Source organism: Amycolatopsis plumensis, assembly GCF_042652605.1.
Lineage (GTDB): Bacteria > Actinomycetota > Actinomycetes > Mycobacteriales > Pseudonocardiaceae > Amycolatopsis > Amycolatopsis plumensis.
Genome location: NZ_JBHSJY010000001.1, coordinates 9,236,366 through 9,252,898 on the forward strand (window position 1 = coordinate 9,236,366; position 16,533 = coordinate 9,252,898).

14 protein-coding genes are annotated in these 16,533 nt (G+C 72.4%); 9 read left to right on the top strand and 5 right to left on the bottom strand.

What is annotated here, in order from left to right:
- The first annotated feature begins 45 nt into the window (after nt 1-45).
- On the top strand, nt 46-1,278 hold the full coding sequence (locus tag ACFPLC_RS44495; protein ID WP_378190176.1) for a hypothetical protein: 1,233 nt from the start codon (nt 46-48) through the stop codon (nt 1,276-1,278).
- 117 nt (nt 1,279-1,395) lie between these two features.
- Nucleotides 1,396-4,467: a glycosyl hydrolase 2 galactose-binding domain-containing protein gene (locus ACFPLC_RS44500; RefSeq protein WP_378190178.1), complete on the top strand. Its 3,072-nt coding sequence runs from the start codon at nt 1,396-1,398 to the stop codon at nt 4,465-4,467.
- A gap of 46 nt (nt 4,468-4,513) precedes the next feature.
- On the opposite strand, the gene ACFPLC_RS44505 is transcribed toward ACFPLC_RS44500, so the two are convergent.
- Nucleotides 4,514-5,899, bottom strand: a complete 1,386-nt coding sequence (locus ACFPLC_RS44505) for a carboxylesterase/lipase family protein (protein ID WP_378190180.1) — start codon at nt 5,897-5,899, stop codon at nt 4,514-4,516.
- Nucleotides 5,900-5,953: 54 nt separating this feature from the next.
- Between ACFPLC_RS44505 and ACFPLC_RS44510 the strand changes: the two genes are divergently transcribed.
- From ACFPLC_RS44510 to ACFPLC_RS44520, 3 genes are all read left to right on the top strand, one after another.
- Nucleotides 5,954-6,361 (top strand): nuclear transport factor 2 family protein, encoded by a 408-nt coding sequence (locus ACFPLC_RS44510; protein ID WP_378190182.1) that lies wholly within the window; start codon nt 5,954-5,956, stop codon nt 6,359-6,361.
- Between the two features lie 33 nt (nt 6,362-6,394).
- Entirely contained in the window at nt 6,395-8,278 is a 1,884-nt protein-coding gene (locus tag ACFPLC_RS44515) for a Na+/H+ antiporter (protein ID WP_378190184.1), read from the top strand.
- Nucleotides 8,279-8,341: 63 nt separating this feature from the next.
- Nucleotides 8,342-9,028, top strand: coding sequence for a histidine phosphatase family protein (locus ACFPLC_RS44520; protein WP_378190186.1), 687 nt, complete (start codon nt 8,342-8,344; stop codon nt 9,026-9,028).
- Here the strand turns inward: ACFPLC_RS44520 and ACFPLC_RS44525 are convergent.
- A complete protein-coding gene (locus ACFPLC_RS44525) occupies nt 8,991-9,755 on the bottom strand; it encodes an ABC transporter permease (protein WP_378190188.1) in 765 nt (254 codons plus the stop codon). The genes ACFPLC_RS44520 and ACFPLC_RS44525 overlap by 38 nt on opposite strands.
- A gap of 17 nt (nt 9,756-9,772) precedes the next feature.
- A complete protein-coding gene (locus ACFPLC_RS44530) occupies nt 9,773-10,246 on the bottom strand; it encodes an MmpS family transport accessory protein (protein ID WP_378190190.1) in 474 nt (157 codons plus the stop codon).
- 218 nt (nt 10,247-10,464) lie between these two features.
- Between ACFPLC_RS44530 and ACFPLC_RS44535 the strand changes: the two genes are divergently transcribed.
- From ACFPLC_RS44535 to ACFPLC_RS44550, 4 genes are all read left to right on the top strand, one after another.
- A complete protein-coding gene (locus ACFPLC_RS44535) occupies nt 10,465-11,316 on the top strand; it encodes a helix-turn-helix domain-containing protein (RefSeq protein WP_378190291.1) in 852 nt (283 codons plus the stop codon).
- A 106-nt stretch (nt 11,317-11,422) separates the two neighbouring features.
- Nucleotides 11,423-12,400, top strand: coding sequence for a LacI family DNA-binding transcriptional regulator (locus ACFPLC_RS44540; protein WP_378190192.1), 978 nt, complete (start codon nt 11,423-11,425; stop codon nt 12,398-12,400).
- Between the two features lie 507 nt (nt 12,401-12,907).
- Nucleotides 12,908-13,489, top strand: coding sequence for a MerR family transcriptional regulator (locus tag ACFPLC_RS44545; RefSeq protein WP_378190194.1), 582 nt, complete (start codon nt 12,908-12,910; stop codon nt 13,487-13,489).
- A gap of 51 nt (nt 13,490-13,540) precedes the next feature.
- Nucleotides 13,541-14,197, top strand: a complete 657-nt coding sequence (locus ACFPLC_RS44550) for an RES family NAD+ phosphorylase (protein ID WP_191313136.1) — start codon at nt 13,541-13,543, stop codon at nt 14,195-14,197.
- On the opposite strand, the gene ACFPLC_RS44555 is transcribed toward ACFPLC_RS44550, so the two are convergent.
- Nucleotides 14,179-14,421 (bottom strand): hypothetical protein, encoded by a 243-nt coding sequence (locus ACFPLC_RS44555; RefSeq protein WP_378236196.1) that lies wholly within the window; start codon nt 14,419-14,421, stop codon nt 14,179-14,181. The two genes, ACFPLC_RS44550 and ACFPLC_RS44555, sit on opposite strands and share 19 nt — an antisense overlap.
- 139 nt (nt 14,422-14,560) lie before the next feature.
- Nucleotides 14,561-16,498 carry a S9 family peptidase gene (locus tag ACFPLC_RS44560; RefSeq protein WP_378190196.1) on the bottom strand — a complete coding sequence of 646 codons (1,938 nt, stop codon included), beginning with the start codon at nt 16,496-16,498 and terminating at the stop codon, nt 14,561-14,563.
- Between the last annotated feature and the right edge of the window lie 35 nt (nt 16,499-16,533).

Consider the following 16,533-nt stretch of genomic DNA (forward strand, 5'->3'; position numbering starts at 1 on the left):
AAATCCGGCCCGCGCACCGCCGCCGTCGTGCTAAACAGTGCGGCGATGGGAAAACTGACGCGCCGCGCCCGGGCGAAGGCGGACTACCTCGGCTTCATCGGGGCCCGGGAGTGGCCGCTCGCCGCGTCCGGGCTGGGTGTGGCGCTCGGGGTCGTCACCATCCTCCCCAGCGCCGTCGGCGTCGTGCTCTCCGTCGTCGCTCTCGCGCTCGGCACGGCCACCTTCACCCGTGACCTGCGGCTGCTGCGCCGCCGGTGGGCCGGGTTCGAGTTCACCACCATCGCCGCCCCCTTCCCCACCGCGGACCTGCCGCCGCCGCCCGCGTACCCAGACGCGGCCTACCTCGCCGTGCCCGCCCGCGGCACCGCGCTGGTCAGCGCCGCGATCGACCGCGCACTGTGGCAGGAACGGCACACCGTCGACGTCGCCGAGGAGCCCTACCGGCTGCCGCCGTCGCTCAAGGCCACCGCGCCGCACGTGCTGCCGCTGCGGGCGCGCGGCCGGCTGCTGTTCAACGGCCCGATCGTCGGCATGCGCGGCGATCCGCTGCCCGCCGCCGGGGCCCGGCCCGCGCCGATCCGGCTGCACCGGGCGCGGTTCTTCGACGCCGTCTGCTCGAACGAGCTCGCGGCGCTCCGGATCACCCGCACCGACACCGGCGAAGAGTACGACCTGCGCAAGGCCGAGCTCACCGACACCGCCGGCGCGCTCCGGGAGCTGAGCAGCAGCACGCTCGCCGACCTCGTCGGCGTCTCGACGGTCGCGTTCACCACCGACGGGAAGCTGGTCACCGTCCGGCAGTCGCCGCTCAACTCCGTCAGCGGGCTGCTGCTGGCCCCCTCGGGCAGCGGCTCGCTCGAACCACGCGACCTGCGCACCCCGGACGGCAGCCCGCGCCGGTTCCTGCACACCGCGGTCCGCGCCGGGATGGAACGCGAGCTGTGCGAGGAAAGCGGCCTCACCCCCGAAGACGTCCGCGAGACGAAGCTGGTCGGCTTCGCGCGCTGGATGGAGCGGGGCGCCAAGCCCGAGTTCTTCGGGCTGACCGAGCTCGCGGTCGACAGCGCCGAGGTCGCCCGGCGCCGCCCGGTCAGCGGCGAGCGGCTCTACAGTGCCGGCCTGACGCTCTTCGACGTCGACCTCCCCGCGATCGGCGCCGCGCTGGCCGGCGGTGTCCCGCTCAGCGAGGCACTTCCTCAACGGCTCTGGGAAGACGGTTCCCTGCCGCTCCTGCTGGCCCTGCGGGCCGCCGCGGCGTGGCAGGCGGCCCGGGTCTGACGAAACGGCCTCTGTTCCCGGCGTGACCGGGCCGCTACCATCGTCGCAATTGTTAGGAAAGTTCCCTAACGATGGTCCGCTGTCCCCCGCCGCCGTGGGTGCCTAGGAGGCGCGCTAGTGAGCTATCGGCAGAGAAGAACCCGGACTCTCCTCGCGGCGGCCGTGCTGGCCGTCGCGGTGACCGGGGCGACCGTCCCGGCCGCGACCGGGCAGCAACCGGCCCGAGCGGTGCTCGCCGCCGCGGCCCCGGCCACCGCCGTCCCCGGCTTCCTGATCCAGACGTCGGCGCAGGTCAGCGACGACTCCGCGGTCTCCAAGCCCGGCTACAACACTTCCGGCTGGTATCCGGTCGGCCCGCGCTCGACCGTCTACGCCGGGCTGCTGGCCAACGGCAAGTACGCCGACCCGTTCTACTCGACGAACATGAAGAACGTGCCGACGGCGGACTTCCAGGTTCCCTGGTGGTACCGCACCGACCTCACCGTCGCCGACACCACGCAGCGCACGTACCTCGACTTCAGCGGGGTCCTGTCCAAGGCCGACGTCTGGGTCAACGGGACGCGGATCGCCGACAAGACACAGGTCAACGGCGCCTACACCCGCCACGACCTGGACATCACCGCGCAGGTGAAGGCCGGCACGAACAGCATCGCGTTCAAGGTCTACCCGAACGACCCGAACAAGGACCTGTCGATGGGCTGGATCGACTGGGCGCAGACCCCGCCGGACCAGAACATGGGCATCGTGCGGGACGTCCTGGTGCGGCGCAGCGGGCCGGTGGCGCTGCGCGGCGGCCACGTCGTCACGAAGCTGACCGGGACGTCGCACGCCGACCTCACGGTGAAGGCCGACGTCCGCAACGACTCCGCGGCCGCCGTCTCCACGACGGTCTCGGGCACGGTCGCCGGGCGCGCCATCAGCCAGACGGTGAACCTGGCGGCCAAGGAGAAGAAGACCGTCACGTTCGGAGTGATCGGGATCGACAACCCGCAGGTCTGGTGGCCGGCCGGGATGGGCGGGCAGCCGCTGCACGACCTCGACCTGACCGCGAGCGTCGGCGGCACGGCGTCGGACTCCTCGCACTCCACCTTCGGCATCCGCCAGGTGACGGCGAACAAGAACGCCAGCGGAGGCCGGGCGTACACGATCAACGGGCGTCCGCTGCTGATCAAGGGCGGCGGCTACTCGCCGGACCTGTTCCTGCGCTGGAACGAGCAGTTCGCCGCGGACAAGCTCGCCTACGTCAAGGACCTCGGGCTCAACACCGTGCGCCTGGAGGGCCACATCGAGCCGGACGAGTTCTTCGACCTCGCCGACCGGATGGGCGTGCTGACGCTGCCCGGCTGGGAGTGCTGCGACAAGTGGGAGGGCCAGGTCAACGGGGACGAGAAGGGCGACCCCTGGACCGCCGCCGACTACCCGATCGCCAAGGCGTCGATGACCGCGGAGGCCGAGCGGCTGCGCGACCACCCGAGCGTCATCTCCTTCCTCATCGGCAGTGACTTCGCCCCCGACGCGACGATCGAGAAGAACTACCTCGACGCGCTGTCCGCCGCGGACTGGGCGACGCCGGTGGTCCCGGCCGCGTCGGCGAAGTCGTCGCCGCAGCTGGGGTCGTCCGGGATGAAGATGAACGGGCCGTACGACTACGTCCCGCCGAACTACTGGTACGACAAGGCGCACAGCGACCTCGGCGGCGCGTGGAGCTTCAACTCCGAGACCAGCGCGGGGCCGGACATCCCGACGATGGACACGCTCAAGCGGATGATGTCGCCGAGCGAGCTCGACACGATGTGGAAGAGTCCCTCGACCCCGCAGTACCACCGGTCGTCGTCCTCGACGTTCGCCAACCTGAAGCTCTTCGGCGACGCGCTCACCGCCCGCTACGGCAAGCCGGGGAGCCTCGACGACTTCGTCCGGAAGGCGCAGCTGGCGCAGTACGAGAACGTCCGCGCCGAGTTCGAGTCGCACTCGCGCAACTTCAGCGACAGCTCGAACCCGGCCACCGGGATCATCTACTGGATGCTCAACAGCGGCTGGACGTCGCTGCACTGGCAGCTGTTCGACGCCTACCTCGACCAGAACGGCTCCTACTTCGGGGCGAAGAAGGCGAACGAGCCGCTGCACATCCAGTACTCCTACGACACGAAGTCGGTCGTGGTGGTCAACCACAACCACAACGCCGCTTCGGGGCTGACCGCCCGCGTGCAGCTGTTCAACCTCGATGGAACGTCGAAGTTCGACCAGACGAAGAGCGTTTCGGTGGGCGGCGACGGCGCGAAGACGACGGCGCTGACCATCGGTTCGGTGAGCGGGCTGTCGACGACGTACCTGGCGAAGCTGGTCCTGACCGATTCGTCGGGCAAGGAGGTCAGCCGGAACGTGTACTGGCTGTCCACCAAGGCCGACACGCTCGATTGGGGCAACAGCGACTGGTACTACACGCCGCAGTCGGCCTACGCGGACCTTTCGGGGCTGAACTCACTGGCCTCGGTCCCGCTCGGGTCTTCGGCGACCTCGACGGCGAACGGCGACGGCACCACGACGACCAAGGTGACGCTGAAGAACGATTCCTCCGGCAAGGTGCCGGCGTTCTTCGTCGACGCGCACGTGGTCGGCGCGGCGGGCGCGCCGGTGCTGCCGGTGCGGTGGACCGACAACCAGGTCACCCTCTGGCCGGGTGAGTCGACCACGCTGACCGCGACGTACCGGACCGCGGACCTGCGCGGAGCGGCGCCATCGGTGCGGATCGCGGGCTGGAACACCGGGACGAAGACGATCCCGGCGAACGGTTCGCCCGACCCGGGCACCCCGGCCGATTACCAGGCCGAGGACGCGACGATCACGAACGGCGTCGCGGAGTCGAACCACCTCGGCTACACCGGCAGCGGGTTCGTCAACTACGACAACGCGGTCGGCAGCGCGGTGGAGTTCACCGTCAACGCGGCCGCGGCGGGGAGCGCGAACGTCGTCCTGCGGTTCGCCAACGGCACCACGGCGAACCGCCCGATGGACATCACGGTCAACGGCACGAAGGTGGCCTCGGCCGTGGCGTTCGGCGGCACCGGGAACTGGGACACGTGGCAGACCGTCACGCTGCCCGTCCCGCTGGCCGCCGGCCCCAACAAGATCAAGGCGACCGCGACGACCGCCAACGGCGGCCCGAACGTCGACAAGATCACCGTCTAGCTCCGGGCCGAGGGCGGCACTTTCATAGGGAAAGTGCCGCCCTCGGTCAGTTCCAGAGCAGGCGCTGGTCGCGGTCCGGGTCGGAGACCGTCGTCGAGACGTCGTCGAACAGGCGCGTGACGCGGTCCGCCGTCGTGTACTTCGGCCAGCCCGGGTCGCCGGTCGTGACGAAGCGGACCCAGGCGCCGAACATCTCCGTCGCCACCGCCTGCATCCGCTCGGCCGGGAACGTCCGGCCGGCGAACAGGAATCGCCAGTTCTTGTTCCGGATGTCGTCGAACACCAGCGGCAGGTCGAGCCCGTGCGCGGCACCGAGGCCGCGGCCGCGCGGGGCGATCCGCCAGTCCAGCCGGTACATCCAGGCCTCCGGCTGCTTCTCGGCGAAGCGGATCGCCGGGATCCACCAGTCCCCCGCCGTCAGGGCGCGGTTGCGGACCTGGTCCGGCGGCCAATCGAGTAGGTCGTTATACAGTGCGACGGCCTTCTCGACCTCGTCTGCGTCCAGCATCGTCGAGCCGACGCCGAGCAGCTTCGCGCCGCCCGACTGCAGCCAGCTGAACAGGTCTTCCTCGTCGGCCGTGGTCCCGATGAGCAGCGGGATCTCGCGGACGCCGTCCAGCGGCCGGCGCGGAAGCAGCTCGTCGCCGACGACCACGCGGTAGGTCACCTTGGTGCCCGACACCGCCGAAACCCGTTGCTGCGCCTCGAGAATCCGCGTCACCGGCAGTTTCGCCAGGTCGTCCGGCCCGGCCCCCAGCTCGGTGAGCACCGCTTCGGCCACCGCCGTGCCTTCGGCCGGGGTGTGCACGACCGAGCCGACGCCGGTGCCGCTCTGCACGATCGCCCGGTGGACGAGCCCGCGGGTGGCGGGCACGGCCAGCAGCGTCCCCACCGTGCGGCCGCCGTTGGACTGCCCGGCCAGCGTGACTCGGCCCGGGTCGCCCCCGAACGCGCCGACGTTGTCGCGCACCCATTCGAGCGCGGCGACCTGGTCGCGCAAGGAGAGGTTCGAGTCGGCGACGCCGGGCAGGTGCAGCATCCCGAGCACCCCGAGCCGGTAGGCGACGGTCACGACGACGACCCCTCGCCGCGCGTACGCGGACGCGTCGAACTGGTGCGGCGCGCCCATCACGCCACCGCCGCCGTGGATCCACACCAGCACCGGGTACGAGCCGGGTGCGGCCGGGGCGTAGACGTTGACGTAGAGGCAGTCTTCGTCGCCGGTGAAGCCACGCCCGGTGAGCGCGGGCTGCGGCGCCCGCGGGGCCCACTCCGCCGCGTCCCGTACCCCGGCCCACGGCTTCGCGGGCCGCGGCGCGCGGAACCGCAGCTCCCCCACCGGAGGCTCGGCGTACGGCACACCGAGGAAGGTCTGGACACCGTCCCCTTCGGACCCGCGCAGGGCGCCGGCCGCGATCTCCACCGTCGTCACGACTCCAGCCTAAAAGCTTGCGCTGGAGTGCACTCCAGCGTGTTGACTGGGCCCATGACCGCGTCCGAGAACAAGCAGCTCCTGAAGACGGCGTTCGACGCCTGGGCCACCGGCGACATCCGGCCGCTGCTCGCCGCGATGGCCGACGACGTCACCTGGACGGTCAGCGGCCACAACAGCTGGTCCGGCACCTTCCGCGGCAAGGACGCCGTCCGCCGCGACCTGCTGGGCCCGCTCGGCGCGCAGTTCGACGGCACGTACACGAGCACCGCGAGCCGGTTCGTCGCCGAGGACGACGTCGTCGTGGTCGAGACGCAGGGCAGCGTCGCGACCAAGGCCGGGGCGCGGTACGACAACAAGTACTGCTTCGTCTTCCGCGTCGAAGACGGCCGCATCCGCGAGATCACCGAGTACATGGACACCCAGCTGGTCGCGGAGGTGCTCTCGGAGCTGGCCCGCTGACACGCGCCACGGCGCCCGGGTGATGATTACCCCGTGCACATCGCGGCAGAGATAGTGGCGCTGGTCGTGACCGTCCTCGTCGTCAGCGCGGTGGCGCGGCGGCTGGACTGGTCCGCTCCGCTGTGCCTGATCGTCGTCGGCGTCGCCGGCTCGTACGTCCCCGGCGTGCCCGAGGTCCACCTCGATCCCGAGGTCGTGCTGCTCGGCCTGCTGCCTCCGCTGCTGTACTCGGCGGCCATCCAGACGTCGCTGGTCGACTTCCGGAAGAACCGCGGGGCGATCGGGCTGATGTCGGTGGGGCTGGTGGTGTTCACCGCGCTCGGTGTCGGCGTGGTCGCCTGGGCGGTGGTCCCCGGGCTCCCGCTGGCCGGCGGCATCGCGCTCGGCGCCGTCGTCGCGCCGCCGGACGCGGTCGCCGCCAGCGTCGTCGCCCGGCGGGTCGGCATGCCCCGCAAGCTGATCCGGCTCCTGGAGGGCGAGAGCCTCTTCAACGACGCCGCCGCGCTGGTCGCCCTCCGCACGGCCATCGCCGCGCTGGCCGGGTCGGTCAGCCTCTGGCAGGTCGGCGCGGACTTCTTCCGCGCGGCGATCGGCGGGGCCGTGGTCGGGCTGGTCGTCGGGTTCGCGGCGGCCTTCATCCGGGCCCGGATGGACGAGCCGGTGCTCGACACCGCGCTGTCGTTCGCCGTCCCCTTCATCGCCTACATCCCGGCCGAGGCGATCCACGGTTCCGGCGTGCTCGCGGTCGTCATCGCCGGGCTGATCCTCGGGCACAAGGCCCCGCAGATCCTGTCCGGCTCCACCCGGCTGGCGTCCCGGCTGAACTGGCAGACCATCCAGTTCCTCCTGGAGAACATGGTCTTCCTGCTGATCGGCCTGCAGCTGCGGCGGATCCTCGCCGAGGTCGGCGAGAGCGGGCTGTCGCTCCTGACGCTCACCTGGATCTGCGTCGCCGTGCTCGCCGCGACCATCCTCACCCGGGTGCTGTACCTGATCGGCATCGGCACGGTGAAGCGCGTCAAACGGCGCTTCCTGCCCGGCAAGGTCAAGGTGAAGATCTGGCCGTGGCGCTACTCGGCCGTCATCGCGTGGGCGGGCATGCGCGGGGTGGTGACGCTGGCGGCCGCGTTCGTGCTGCCCGCGGACACCCCGCAGCGGGCCGTGCTGGTGCTCGCCGCGTTCGTCGTCGTGGCCGGCACCCTGGCCGTGCAGGGCATGACGCTGCCCCCGCTGATCCGGCGCCTGCGCCTGCCCCGGCCGGACCCCGCGGAGGACGCGCTGCAGGAGGCGGCCGTCCTGCACGACATGACCCGGGCGGCGCTGGCCAAGCTGGAGGAGATCCGGCAGCCCGACGACCCGCCGGAGATCATCCAGCGCCTGCGCGACCGCCTGCAGCACCGCGCCGACTCGGCGTGGGAGCAGCTCGGCAGGCAGAGCGCGCTGGCCGAGACGCCGAGCGACGCCTACCGCCGGCTGCGGCTGGCCCTGCTGGACGTCGAGCGCGACCAGTTCCTCAAGGCCCGCGCCAGCGGCAGCGCCGACGACGACGTCCTGCGCCGGGTCCTGGAGCGGCTCGACATCGAAGAGTCGATGCTCGACCGCGAAGAGGCCGAGCCCGACGTCGAAGGCCGCGAACTGCGCACCCCGGCCGCTACGGCGGGGTCGTGCAAGCACCTGGCCCACGAGTGGGTGGACAAGGAGCCCAGCTCGGCCGACAGCTGTGCCGCCTGCCTCGAAGAGGGCACGACGTGGGTGCACCTGCGGATGTGCCTGAAGTGCGGCAACGTCGCCTGCTGCGACTCCTCGCCGCGCCGCCACGCGACGCAGCACTTCCACGAATCCCGTCATCCGGTCATGCGCAGCTTCGAGCCGGGCGAGACGTGGCGCTGGTGTTTCGTGGACAAGCAACTCGGCTAGCTCCGCCTTCCTCCCCACCACCACCCTCAACGGAGGCGCTCCGCGCCGCTGTACCGTCAAAGCATGAGCACCCCGGAGCAGGAGATCGAGTACCGCCAGTTCCGCTTCAGCCCGCCTCCGGGCGCAACGGAGATCTTCCTGGTCCGGCACGGCGAGTCGGCCCCGGCCCGCGGCGACGACCCGTTCGACCTGGTCGACGGCCAGGCCGACCCGGACCTGGCGCCGGACGGCCGCGACCACGCCCAGCGCGTCGCCGCCCGGCTCGCCGGGGAACGGATCGACGCGATCTACGTGACGACGCTGCGCCGCACGGTGCAGACGGCCGCGCCGCTGGCGGAGAAGCTGGGGCTGACCCCGGTCGTCGAGCCGGACCTGCGCGAGATCCACCTGGGCGACTGGGAGAACGGCCTGTTCCGGAAGTACACCACCGACGGCCACCCGATCGTCGACCGGCTGTGGGCCGAGCAGCGCTGGGACGTGATCCCCGGCGCGGAGTCCGACGAGGCGTTCGGGGCCCGGCTGCGCGGCGCTTTGACGCGGATCGCCGCGGCGCACCCCGATCAGCGCGTCGCGGTGTTCACCCACGGCGGCGTGATCGGCGAGGTGTTCGCCCAGGCCAGCCGCTCGGTCGAGCGGTTCGCGTTCCTCGGCGCCGACAACGGGTCGATTTCGCACCTGGTGCTGCACGGCGACCGCTGGATCGTGCGGCGCTTCAACGACACCGCGCACCTGGCCGCCCCGCTCGGCTGAGCTTCCCGGCCGCGACGAGCTGCACGGTCACCAGGATCGAGACGGCCTCCGCGGCCAGCAGCCCGATCAGCACCAGCACCTGCGTCAGCCCGGCCTGGATCGGCCCCGCGCCGCCGAGCAGGACGCCGACGTAGGCACCCGGGAGCGCCACCAGGCCGACCGTGCGGGTCTGGTCGAGCGCCGGGATGAGGGCGTGCCCGGCCGACGGGCGGCAGATCTCCAGCGCCGCCGGCCGCGGCAGGAAGCCCAGCGCCAGCGCGGCTTCGTACTCGCCGTGGCGGGACTCGAGCTCGTCGAGGGCGCGGCGGGCGGCCTGCGACGTCGCGGTCATGGCGCCGCCGATCACGATGCCGGCGATCGGCACGACCGCGATCGGCTCGAGCGGGACGACCCGAGCGCCGAGAACCAGGGCGAGCACGGGCGCGACGCCGGCGGCGATGGCCAGTGCCGTCCACGGGAGGTTCCGGCGCGCTCCGACGCGGCGCGCCGACGTCACCGCGGCGATCCCGAACATCAGCAGCACGAAGAGGCCGGTCAGCGGCGCCGACCGCAGGACCGCGGTGATCACCAGCGACACGACGGCGAGCTGGGCGACCGCGCGGACGGCGGCGACCAGCACCGCCCGCCCGTCGCCGAGGCCGCCCGCCCGGACGACGGCCGCGCCGGCGACGGCGAGCAGGACGAGGACAGCGACCAGGGCGGGGCCGAAGGTGATCGCGGCGTTCACGCCGCCGATCCTGCCGCTCAGACGGCGCAGCTGAAGAGGCGCCCCGGCTGGGTCTCGGTCTTCTCGGCGACGACGACGCCGTCGACGACGATCCGGCACCGCAGCGCGCCGGGGCCGGGGTTGCGGGCGGCGACGCTGTAGAACTCGGTGCGGCCGGCCGGGCCGACCCGGGTGAACTGCGTCGACCACGGCGTCGCGACCTCGGTCTGCTGGGTCAGCGTGGAGCCCGCGGCGGCGTAGGTGACGTTGCGGGCGCCGTGCGCGCCGAGCAGTTCGTAGACGACGCTGTGGTCGACGGTGCGGACCGCGGCCGGGGCGACGGACGCGGCGGCGGGCTGTCCGGTGCCGGGGCCGCGCGCGGACCGGGGCACGACGTAGGCGGTCACGGCGAAGGCCGCGGCGAGCACGCCGAGGACGACGACGAAGCTGCCGGCCGACCGAGCCCGTCCGGCGCAGTCGCGCTCGGATCGGATCGCGGTGGGAACGCCCATGGAGAGGTCTTCTCTCGTCGCGCGCACTTCCGTCGAGTGCGTCGACCTCTATCTCGCCGTGACCTAACGCGGTGTTAGCAGCTCTTCGCGGGAAGTTCGATGTTCACCCGGACGGGTGTCTCGCTCGGCGGCGGTTTTTGTCGGTGGTCCGGAGGATGATCGGGGTCGTGTACGAGGAGGTGGCGGCGCCGGCGGCATTGCGGGGCGTGGCGAGGTGCGTGTGGCGGTCGGCTTCGGAGGGCCCGAAGCGGATCGTCCCGGACGGGTGCGTGGACCTCGTGGTGGGCGGCGGCTCGGTGTTCGTGGCCGGCCCGGACACGGCGGCGTGGTCTTCGGAGGCCGCGGGGGTGGTGAGCGGAGTCCGGTTCGTCCCGGGCCGCGCGGCGGCGGTCCTGGGCGTGGCGGCGGACGAGCTGCGCGACCGGCGGGTGCCGCTCGGCGAGCTGTGGGGGCGGTCGGTGGCGGAGCGGCTGCTGGAGGGATCGCTGTCCCCGGTGGCGGCGGTGGCGGGGCGGATGGCGGACTTGCCGGCGGAGGATCGGGTGGTTGCGGAGCTGATCGCACGACTGGAGGTTGGGGCGGCCCGGGTCGGTGAAGCGGCGGCGGGGCTGGCGCGAGTCGACCAGGCAGGAGCAGGACTGGCGCGAGTCGATCAGGCGGCGGCTCGACCGGCGAGAGTCGATCAGGCGGCAGCCGAGCTGGCCCGAGCCGGCGAAGCGGCCACGCTGGCCCGGTCCGGTGGCGGCGGGCAGCCAGCCCAGCCATCCACCGAAGTGGCCGCGGCGATCGCCGGGCTAGGCGTGGTGAGCGAGCGGCGGCTGCGGCGGCGGTTCGTCCAAGCCGTCGGGTACGGGCCGGCCACCTACCTCCGGGTCAGCCGGTTCCAGCGGGCCGTCGCGCTGGCTCCGCGGATCTCCGGTCTGGCCGCGCTGGCCGCCGCCGCGGGGTACGCCGATCAAGCGCACCTAAGCCGGGAGTGCCGGGCACTGACCGGCCTCACCCCGCGCGACTACTTCCCTCGGCGCTCCACTGTGGACGTTGCCGTGCGTGATCGACTCCGTTCGGCGTAACCCGTGCGGTCAACCGGAAGTGGGCGTTCACCCAAAAAGGTAAGCAGACGGTAAACGACTACCAAGAGCGCTATCCTCCCCCTCGACGAGTGATCAGGGAGGGCGTGTGGCCACCATCAGCGACGTCGCGGCCAGGGCCGGCGTCTCCACGGCGACCGTGTCGCGCGCGCTCAACGGCAAGTCCACTGTGGACCCCACCTTGGCCGCGCGGGTCCAGGAGGCCGCCGCCGAGCTCGGGTATCACCCGAACGGGCTGGCCCGGAACCTCCGCCGTCAGGAGACCGCGGTGCTCGCGCTGATCATCTCCGACGTCGAGAACCCGTTCTTCACCGCCATCGCGCGGGGCGTCGAGGACCTCGCACAGCGGTCCGGGTATTCGGTGGTGCTCTGCAACTCCGACGAAAACGAGGACAAGGAGCGGCGCTACATCGAGGTCGCGCTGCAGGAGCGGGTCGCCGGCGTGGTGCTCTCGCCCACCGGCCGGTCGACGAACGTCGAGGGCCTCCGCCGCCAGGGCACGCCGCTGGTGGCGGTGGACCGGCCGCTGCAGGCGGCGGAAGGCGACCAGGTGCTGGTCGACACCCGCCACGCGGCCGCCCAAGCCACCCGCCACCTGCTCGACGGCGGCTACCGGCGCGTCGGCTGCCTGACCGGCCCCCCGGGCGTCCGCACGGCCGAAGACCGCCTGGCGGGGTACGCCGACGTCGTCGGCGAAGAGAACGTCCGATTCCGCCGGGCGGAGTACCGCGCCGAAGGCGCCCGGCTGGCCGCGCTGGAACTCCTCGACGAGCCATCGCCGCCGGACGCGCTCCTGGTCGCGAACAGCACGATGGCGATCGGGGTGCTGGAGGCCCTGTCGGCCCGCGGCCTGCGCCCGGGCAGCGACGTGGGCATCGTGTCGTTCGACGACGCCCCGTGGACAACCTTGATCGACCCGCCCCTGACGGTCGTCGCCCAGCCGGCGTACGAAGTCGGAAGGGTGGCGGCCCAGCTGCTGCTGGCCCGCATTTCGGACAGCAGCCGCGACGCGACCACGACGACGCTCGAGGCTCGGTTGATCGTCCGGAAGAGCTCCCGCCGCTGACCCGCGCGCCCAGGTGACACGCCCCGGCGGCACACGCATCAGGCAAGTCGGGCCGCGCACCTGGAGGGCCGGGCCGCGTTCCCAGAGGGTCGGCCTGCGTACCCAGAGGGTCGGTCGCGTACCCGGAGGGTCGGGGTCGCGTGCCCGAAGGGTCGGGTCGCGCGACTGGAGGGCGGCGAGCGACGTGCCTGGGGGCCGGCTCGTGCCGGGCCCCCCAGGCACGCCCCACCCCCTGTGTCCCCCATCGCCGGCGCCGGAACGCCGGGTCCTGTGAGCCCAGAGCGGAAATCGTTTACCAGTCCGGAACGTAGGTCCACGGGAAAACCGTGTCAAGCCGGAGCGGGTCTGGACAACCGCGGCCGTTCCGGGGAAACTGACCGGAAGTTGCCTACTCAACGTGTTGGATGATGTGCCCGGAGTGTCGATCTCTGGTGAATTCACCCACAGACAGGGCAAGAAAGCGCACGAACCCGCACATCCGCGCTGTTTCGGGTTAACCTGAGCCACATGTCTGTAGCGCTGGAGAACATCCTCGCCAAGGCGGGCCTGAAAGTCGACGCGAACGAGTTCCTCACTCTCGTCGAAGACGCGGCGCGCAGACTGTCCCCACCGAATCCCGATCCGTCGCACTACTTCTCGGCCGACCAGCGCGCCGCGCTGGCCGATGTCGGACTGGACCTCTCACCCAGGCGGGAGGACGAACCGGACTTCAGAGCCCGCACCGTCGCCGCCCACGCCGTGCTCGCCGAAGGCGCCCTCAGCGTCAACGAAGCCGCCAAGGCCCTCGGGGTCGACGACAGCCGGATCCGGCACCGGCTCAAGGAAGGGCGGCTGACCGGCTGGAAGGACGGCGGGTGGCGGCTCCCCGCGTGGCAGTTCGCCGGCTCCGGCGTCCTCCCCGGCCTGGAAGTCGTGCTGAAAGCCCTGCCGGACGACCAGCCCGCCCTCGTGGTCGCCGCCTTCATGAGCACTCCGCAAGCCGACCTGGTGATCAACGACCAGCCCGCGACCCCGCGCCAATGGCTCCTCTCGGGTGGTGACCCGGACCACATCGCCCGCCTCATCGCCACGCTCGGCACTCCGCTCTAGGCTGGACCCCCCCGAGCAAGATCACCGACAAGGACGGACCAACCCCCACCCATGGCCCGGCTCCCGCTGCCGCCCGCCCGATCCGTCCTGGTCCGGCAGCTGAACCGCGCCGACGACGTGGTGACGGTCCAGCCCACGACCAGGCTGGTACGGATCTTCACCGCGCACGGCAGACACCCCCAGCAGTGGAACTCGTTCCGCTACACCGGCCCGCTCCCGCACGGCCGCTTCGACCAGCAGTCGCCCGGCCGCGGCGGCGCCCCGGTCACCGATCCCGCCAACGGCGTCCTCTACTTCGGCCTCACCGTGCGCACATCGGTCGCGGAGGTCTTCCAGACCAGCTCGACGGTCGACCGCCGCACCCGCGGTCCCCGGCTGGTCGTCGTCCGCCCGACGCGCACCCTGCGCCTGCTCGACCTGACCGGCCTCTGGCCGACGCGGGTCGGGGCCTCCCAGGAGATTTCGAGCGGGCCGAAGAAGCTCACGCAGGCGTGGGCCCGCGCGATCCGCGGCGCCTTCAGCGACCTCGACGGCCTCTGGTACCGCTCGTCGATGGACTCCGGCGACCCCGCGATCTGCCTGTGGGACCCGCCGGCGGGCGCCGCGCTCCCGATCGCGCCGGACGTGCTGCTGCCGCTGGACCACCCGGGCCTGGACGTCCCGCTGGGCCGGGTCTGCGAAGAGCTGAACTACACGCTCCTGAACTGAGCCGCCCGCAGGTCCGGACCGTCGACGACGTGGGTCGCGACGACCCGGGCGGCCGGAGTCGCGTTGAAGGCGATGCTCGTCCCGACGGCGGCGAAGAGCGGCAGGTCCGACCGGCTGTCCCCGACCGCGGAACACCGCTCCGGCGCGAAGCGACCCGGCCGGTGTAGCGGCCGCCCTCGGCCTCCGGCACCGCCGAGCACTTCGACGAGTACGGGAAGCGCCACTTCGCGCTGGCCCCGGCCACGTACGCCGCCTCGGCCGCGACGAGTTCCGCCTCGTGCCCCAGCGCGGCGGCCGCCCAGGCGCACGAGCTGGTGCCCGGGACGAGGGTGCCGTCGACGTCGAAGCAGACCAGCCCGCGCGTCACAGGTGCCGCGACCACCACTCGAGGACCGCTTCGAAGCGCTGGACGCGGTGCCGGGGCCGGCCCGAGCGGCTCAGCTCGTGGCCCTCGCCGGGGAAGATCAGCATCTCCGCCGGGGCGCCCGCGCGGCGCAACGCCACGAACATCCGCTCCGCCTGCTCCAGCGGGCAGCGCCAGTCCTGCTCCGAATGCACCACCGCGAACGGGATCTTGATCTTGTCCGCGTGGTACAGCGGGGACCGGCGGCGCTGCTCTTCCGGCGAAGACCCGATGTAGGCGTCGACGAAGAAGTAGCCGATGTCGGAGCTGCCGACCATCGAGTCCCACGCGTTGACCGCGCGCTCGCTCCACGCCGCCTTGAAGCGCTCGCCGTGGTGGGCGGCCAGCCAGCTCGTCATGAAGCCGCCGTACGAACCACCCATGATGCCGACGCGGGAGGCGTCCAGGTCCGGCCGCTCCAGCGCCTTGTCGAGCAGGGCCAGGACGTCGTCGACGTCGACCGTGCCGTAGGCGTGCGTGATCGCGTGGCCGTGCGCCTGCCCGTAGCCCGCGGACCCGCGCGGGTTGCCGACCACCACCGCGTAGCCCGCCGCCGCGTACACCTGTGCCTCGTCGAACAGCGCCCACTCCTGCTGGGTGAACGGGCCGCCGTGCACCACGCGCAGCACCGGGTGCGGACCTTCGCCCTCGGGCAGCACCAGCCAGCCGTGCACCGGGTAGCCGTCCGGGGCGGTGGTCTCCAGCTCGATCATCGGCCGGATGCCCTTGTCCCGCAACGGCTTCGAGTAGTCGGTCAGATCCCGGGGCGCACCGTCGCCGAGCAGCACGACCTCGCCGGAGGTGGACGGCGTCGCGATCACCGCCACCAGCACCGAGCCGTCCAGCGTGAACGACCGGACCGCGGTCTGGCCGGCGTGGACCACCGCGAGGTCGGCCAGCGGCGCCTCGACGGCGTCGACGGCGACCGCGCGCAGCTCCACCGCGCCGCGGTTTCGGACGGCGACGAGGACGTCGTCGCCGCGCGGGGCCGGCGGGCCCGCCGCGGCCTCGCAGTCCACCGTCTCGGCGCCGGTGAGCCGCCGGGCCTTCACCGGGCCCGCGCCGAACTCCGGCGTGGCCGCGTAGAGCCCGGTGGGCGCGGCCTCGCGGTGCTCCTCGAAGGACTGTCCGAAGTAGAACAACGTGCCGTCGGGGCCGAACACCGGCCGCTCCGAGTACCCCTCGCCGCGCACGAGGACCTCGGGCTCACCACCGTCGGCGGGGATCGCGCAAATGTCGCGGAAGTCGCTTTCGGCCGCGCCCCAGTCCGGCGGCGCGGTGAAGACCACGCGCGTGCCGTCCGGCGTCCAGACGGGGTGGGCCGCGTCGAACCCGTCGCCGGTCAGCGGCTCGGGCTCACCGGGTTCGAGCGTGTCGACGACGAACAGCCGCTGCATGCGGTCCTGGACGAACCCCACGTCGTCGAGCCGGTAGTCCATGCGCGTGATCCGGCGCGGCGCCTCGGCCGCCGGCTCCGGCGTCTCGCCGTCGGCGTCCGGCGTGCCGTAGCGGCCGGCCTCCGGCACGCGGGCGGTGAAGGCGATCCGGCGCGAATCCGGCGCCCACACCGGTTCCCCGGCCCCGAGGGGCAGCGACGTCAGCCGGCGGGCCTCCCCGCCGTCCGACGGCATCACGTGCAGCTGCGGATGGCTTTCCGCGCCCTTGCCCTCCCCCGCGCGGAGGAACGCCACCCAGCGCCCGTCCGGCGAGATGGCCGGCGCCGAGTCGCGCGGACCGTGGGTCCACGCGGACTCACCGCCGTCGAGCGACACGCGCCGGATCTCGCCGTGCGTGGCGTTCGTCTTCAGATCCGGTCTCTTCAGCGCCGTGAGCAGCAGGTTCCCGCGCAGGGCGGGACGGCCGGGGACGACGAGGGCTTCGATGTCGGCAGGACGCACGTCACCGAAGGTACCGGAAATCCTTAGCGAGACGA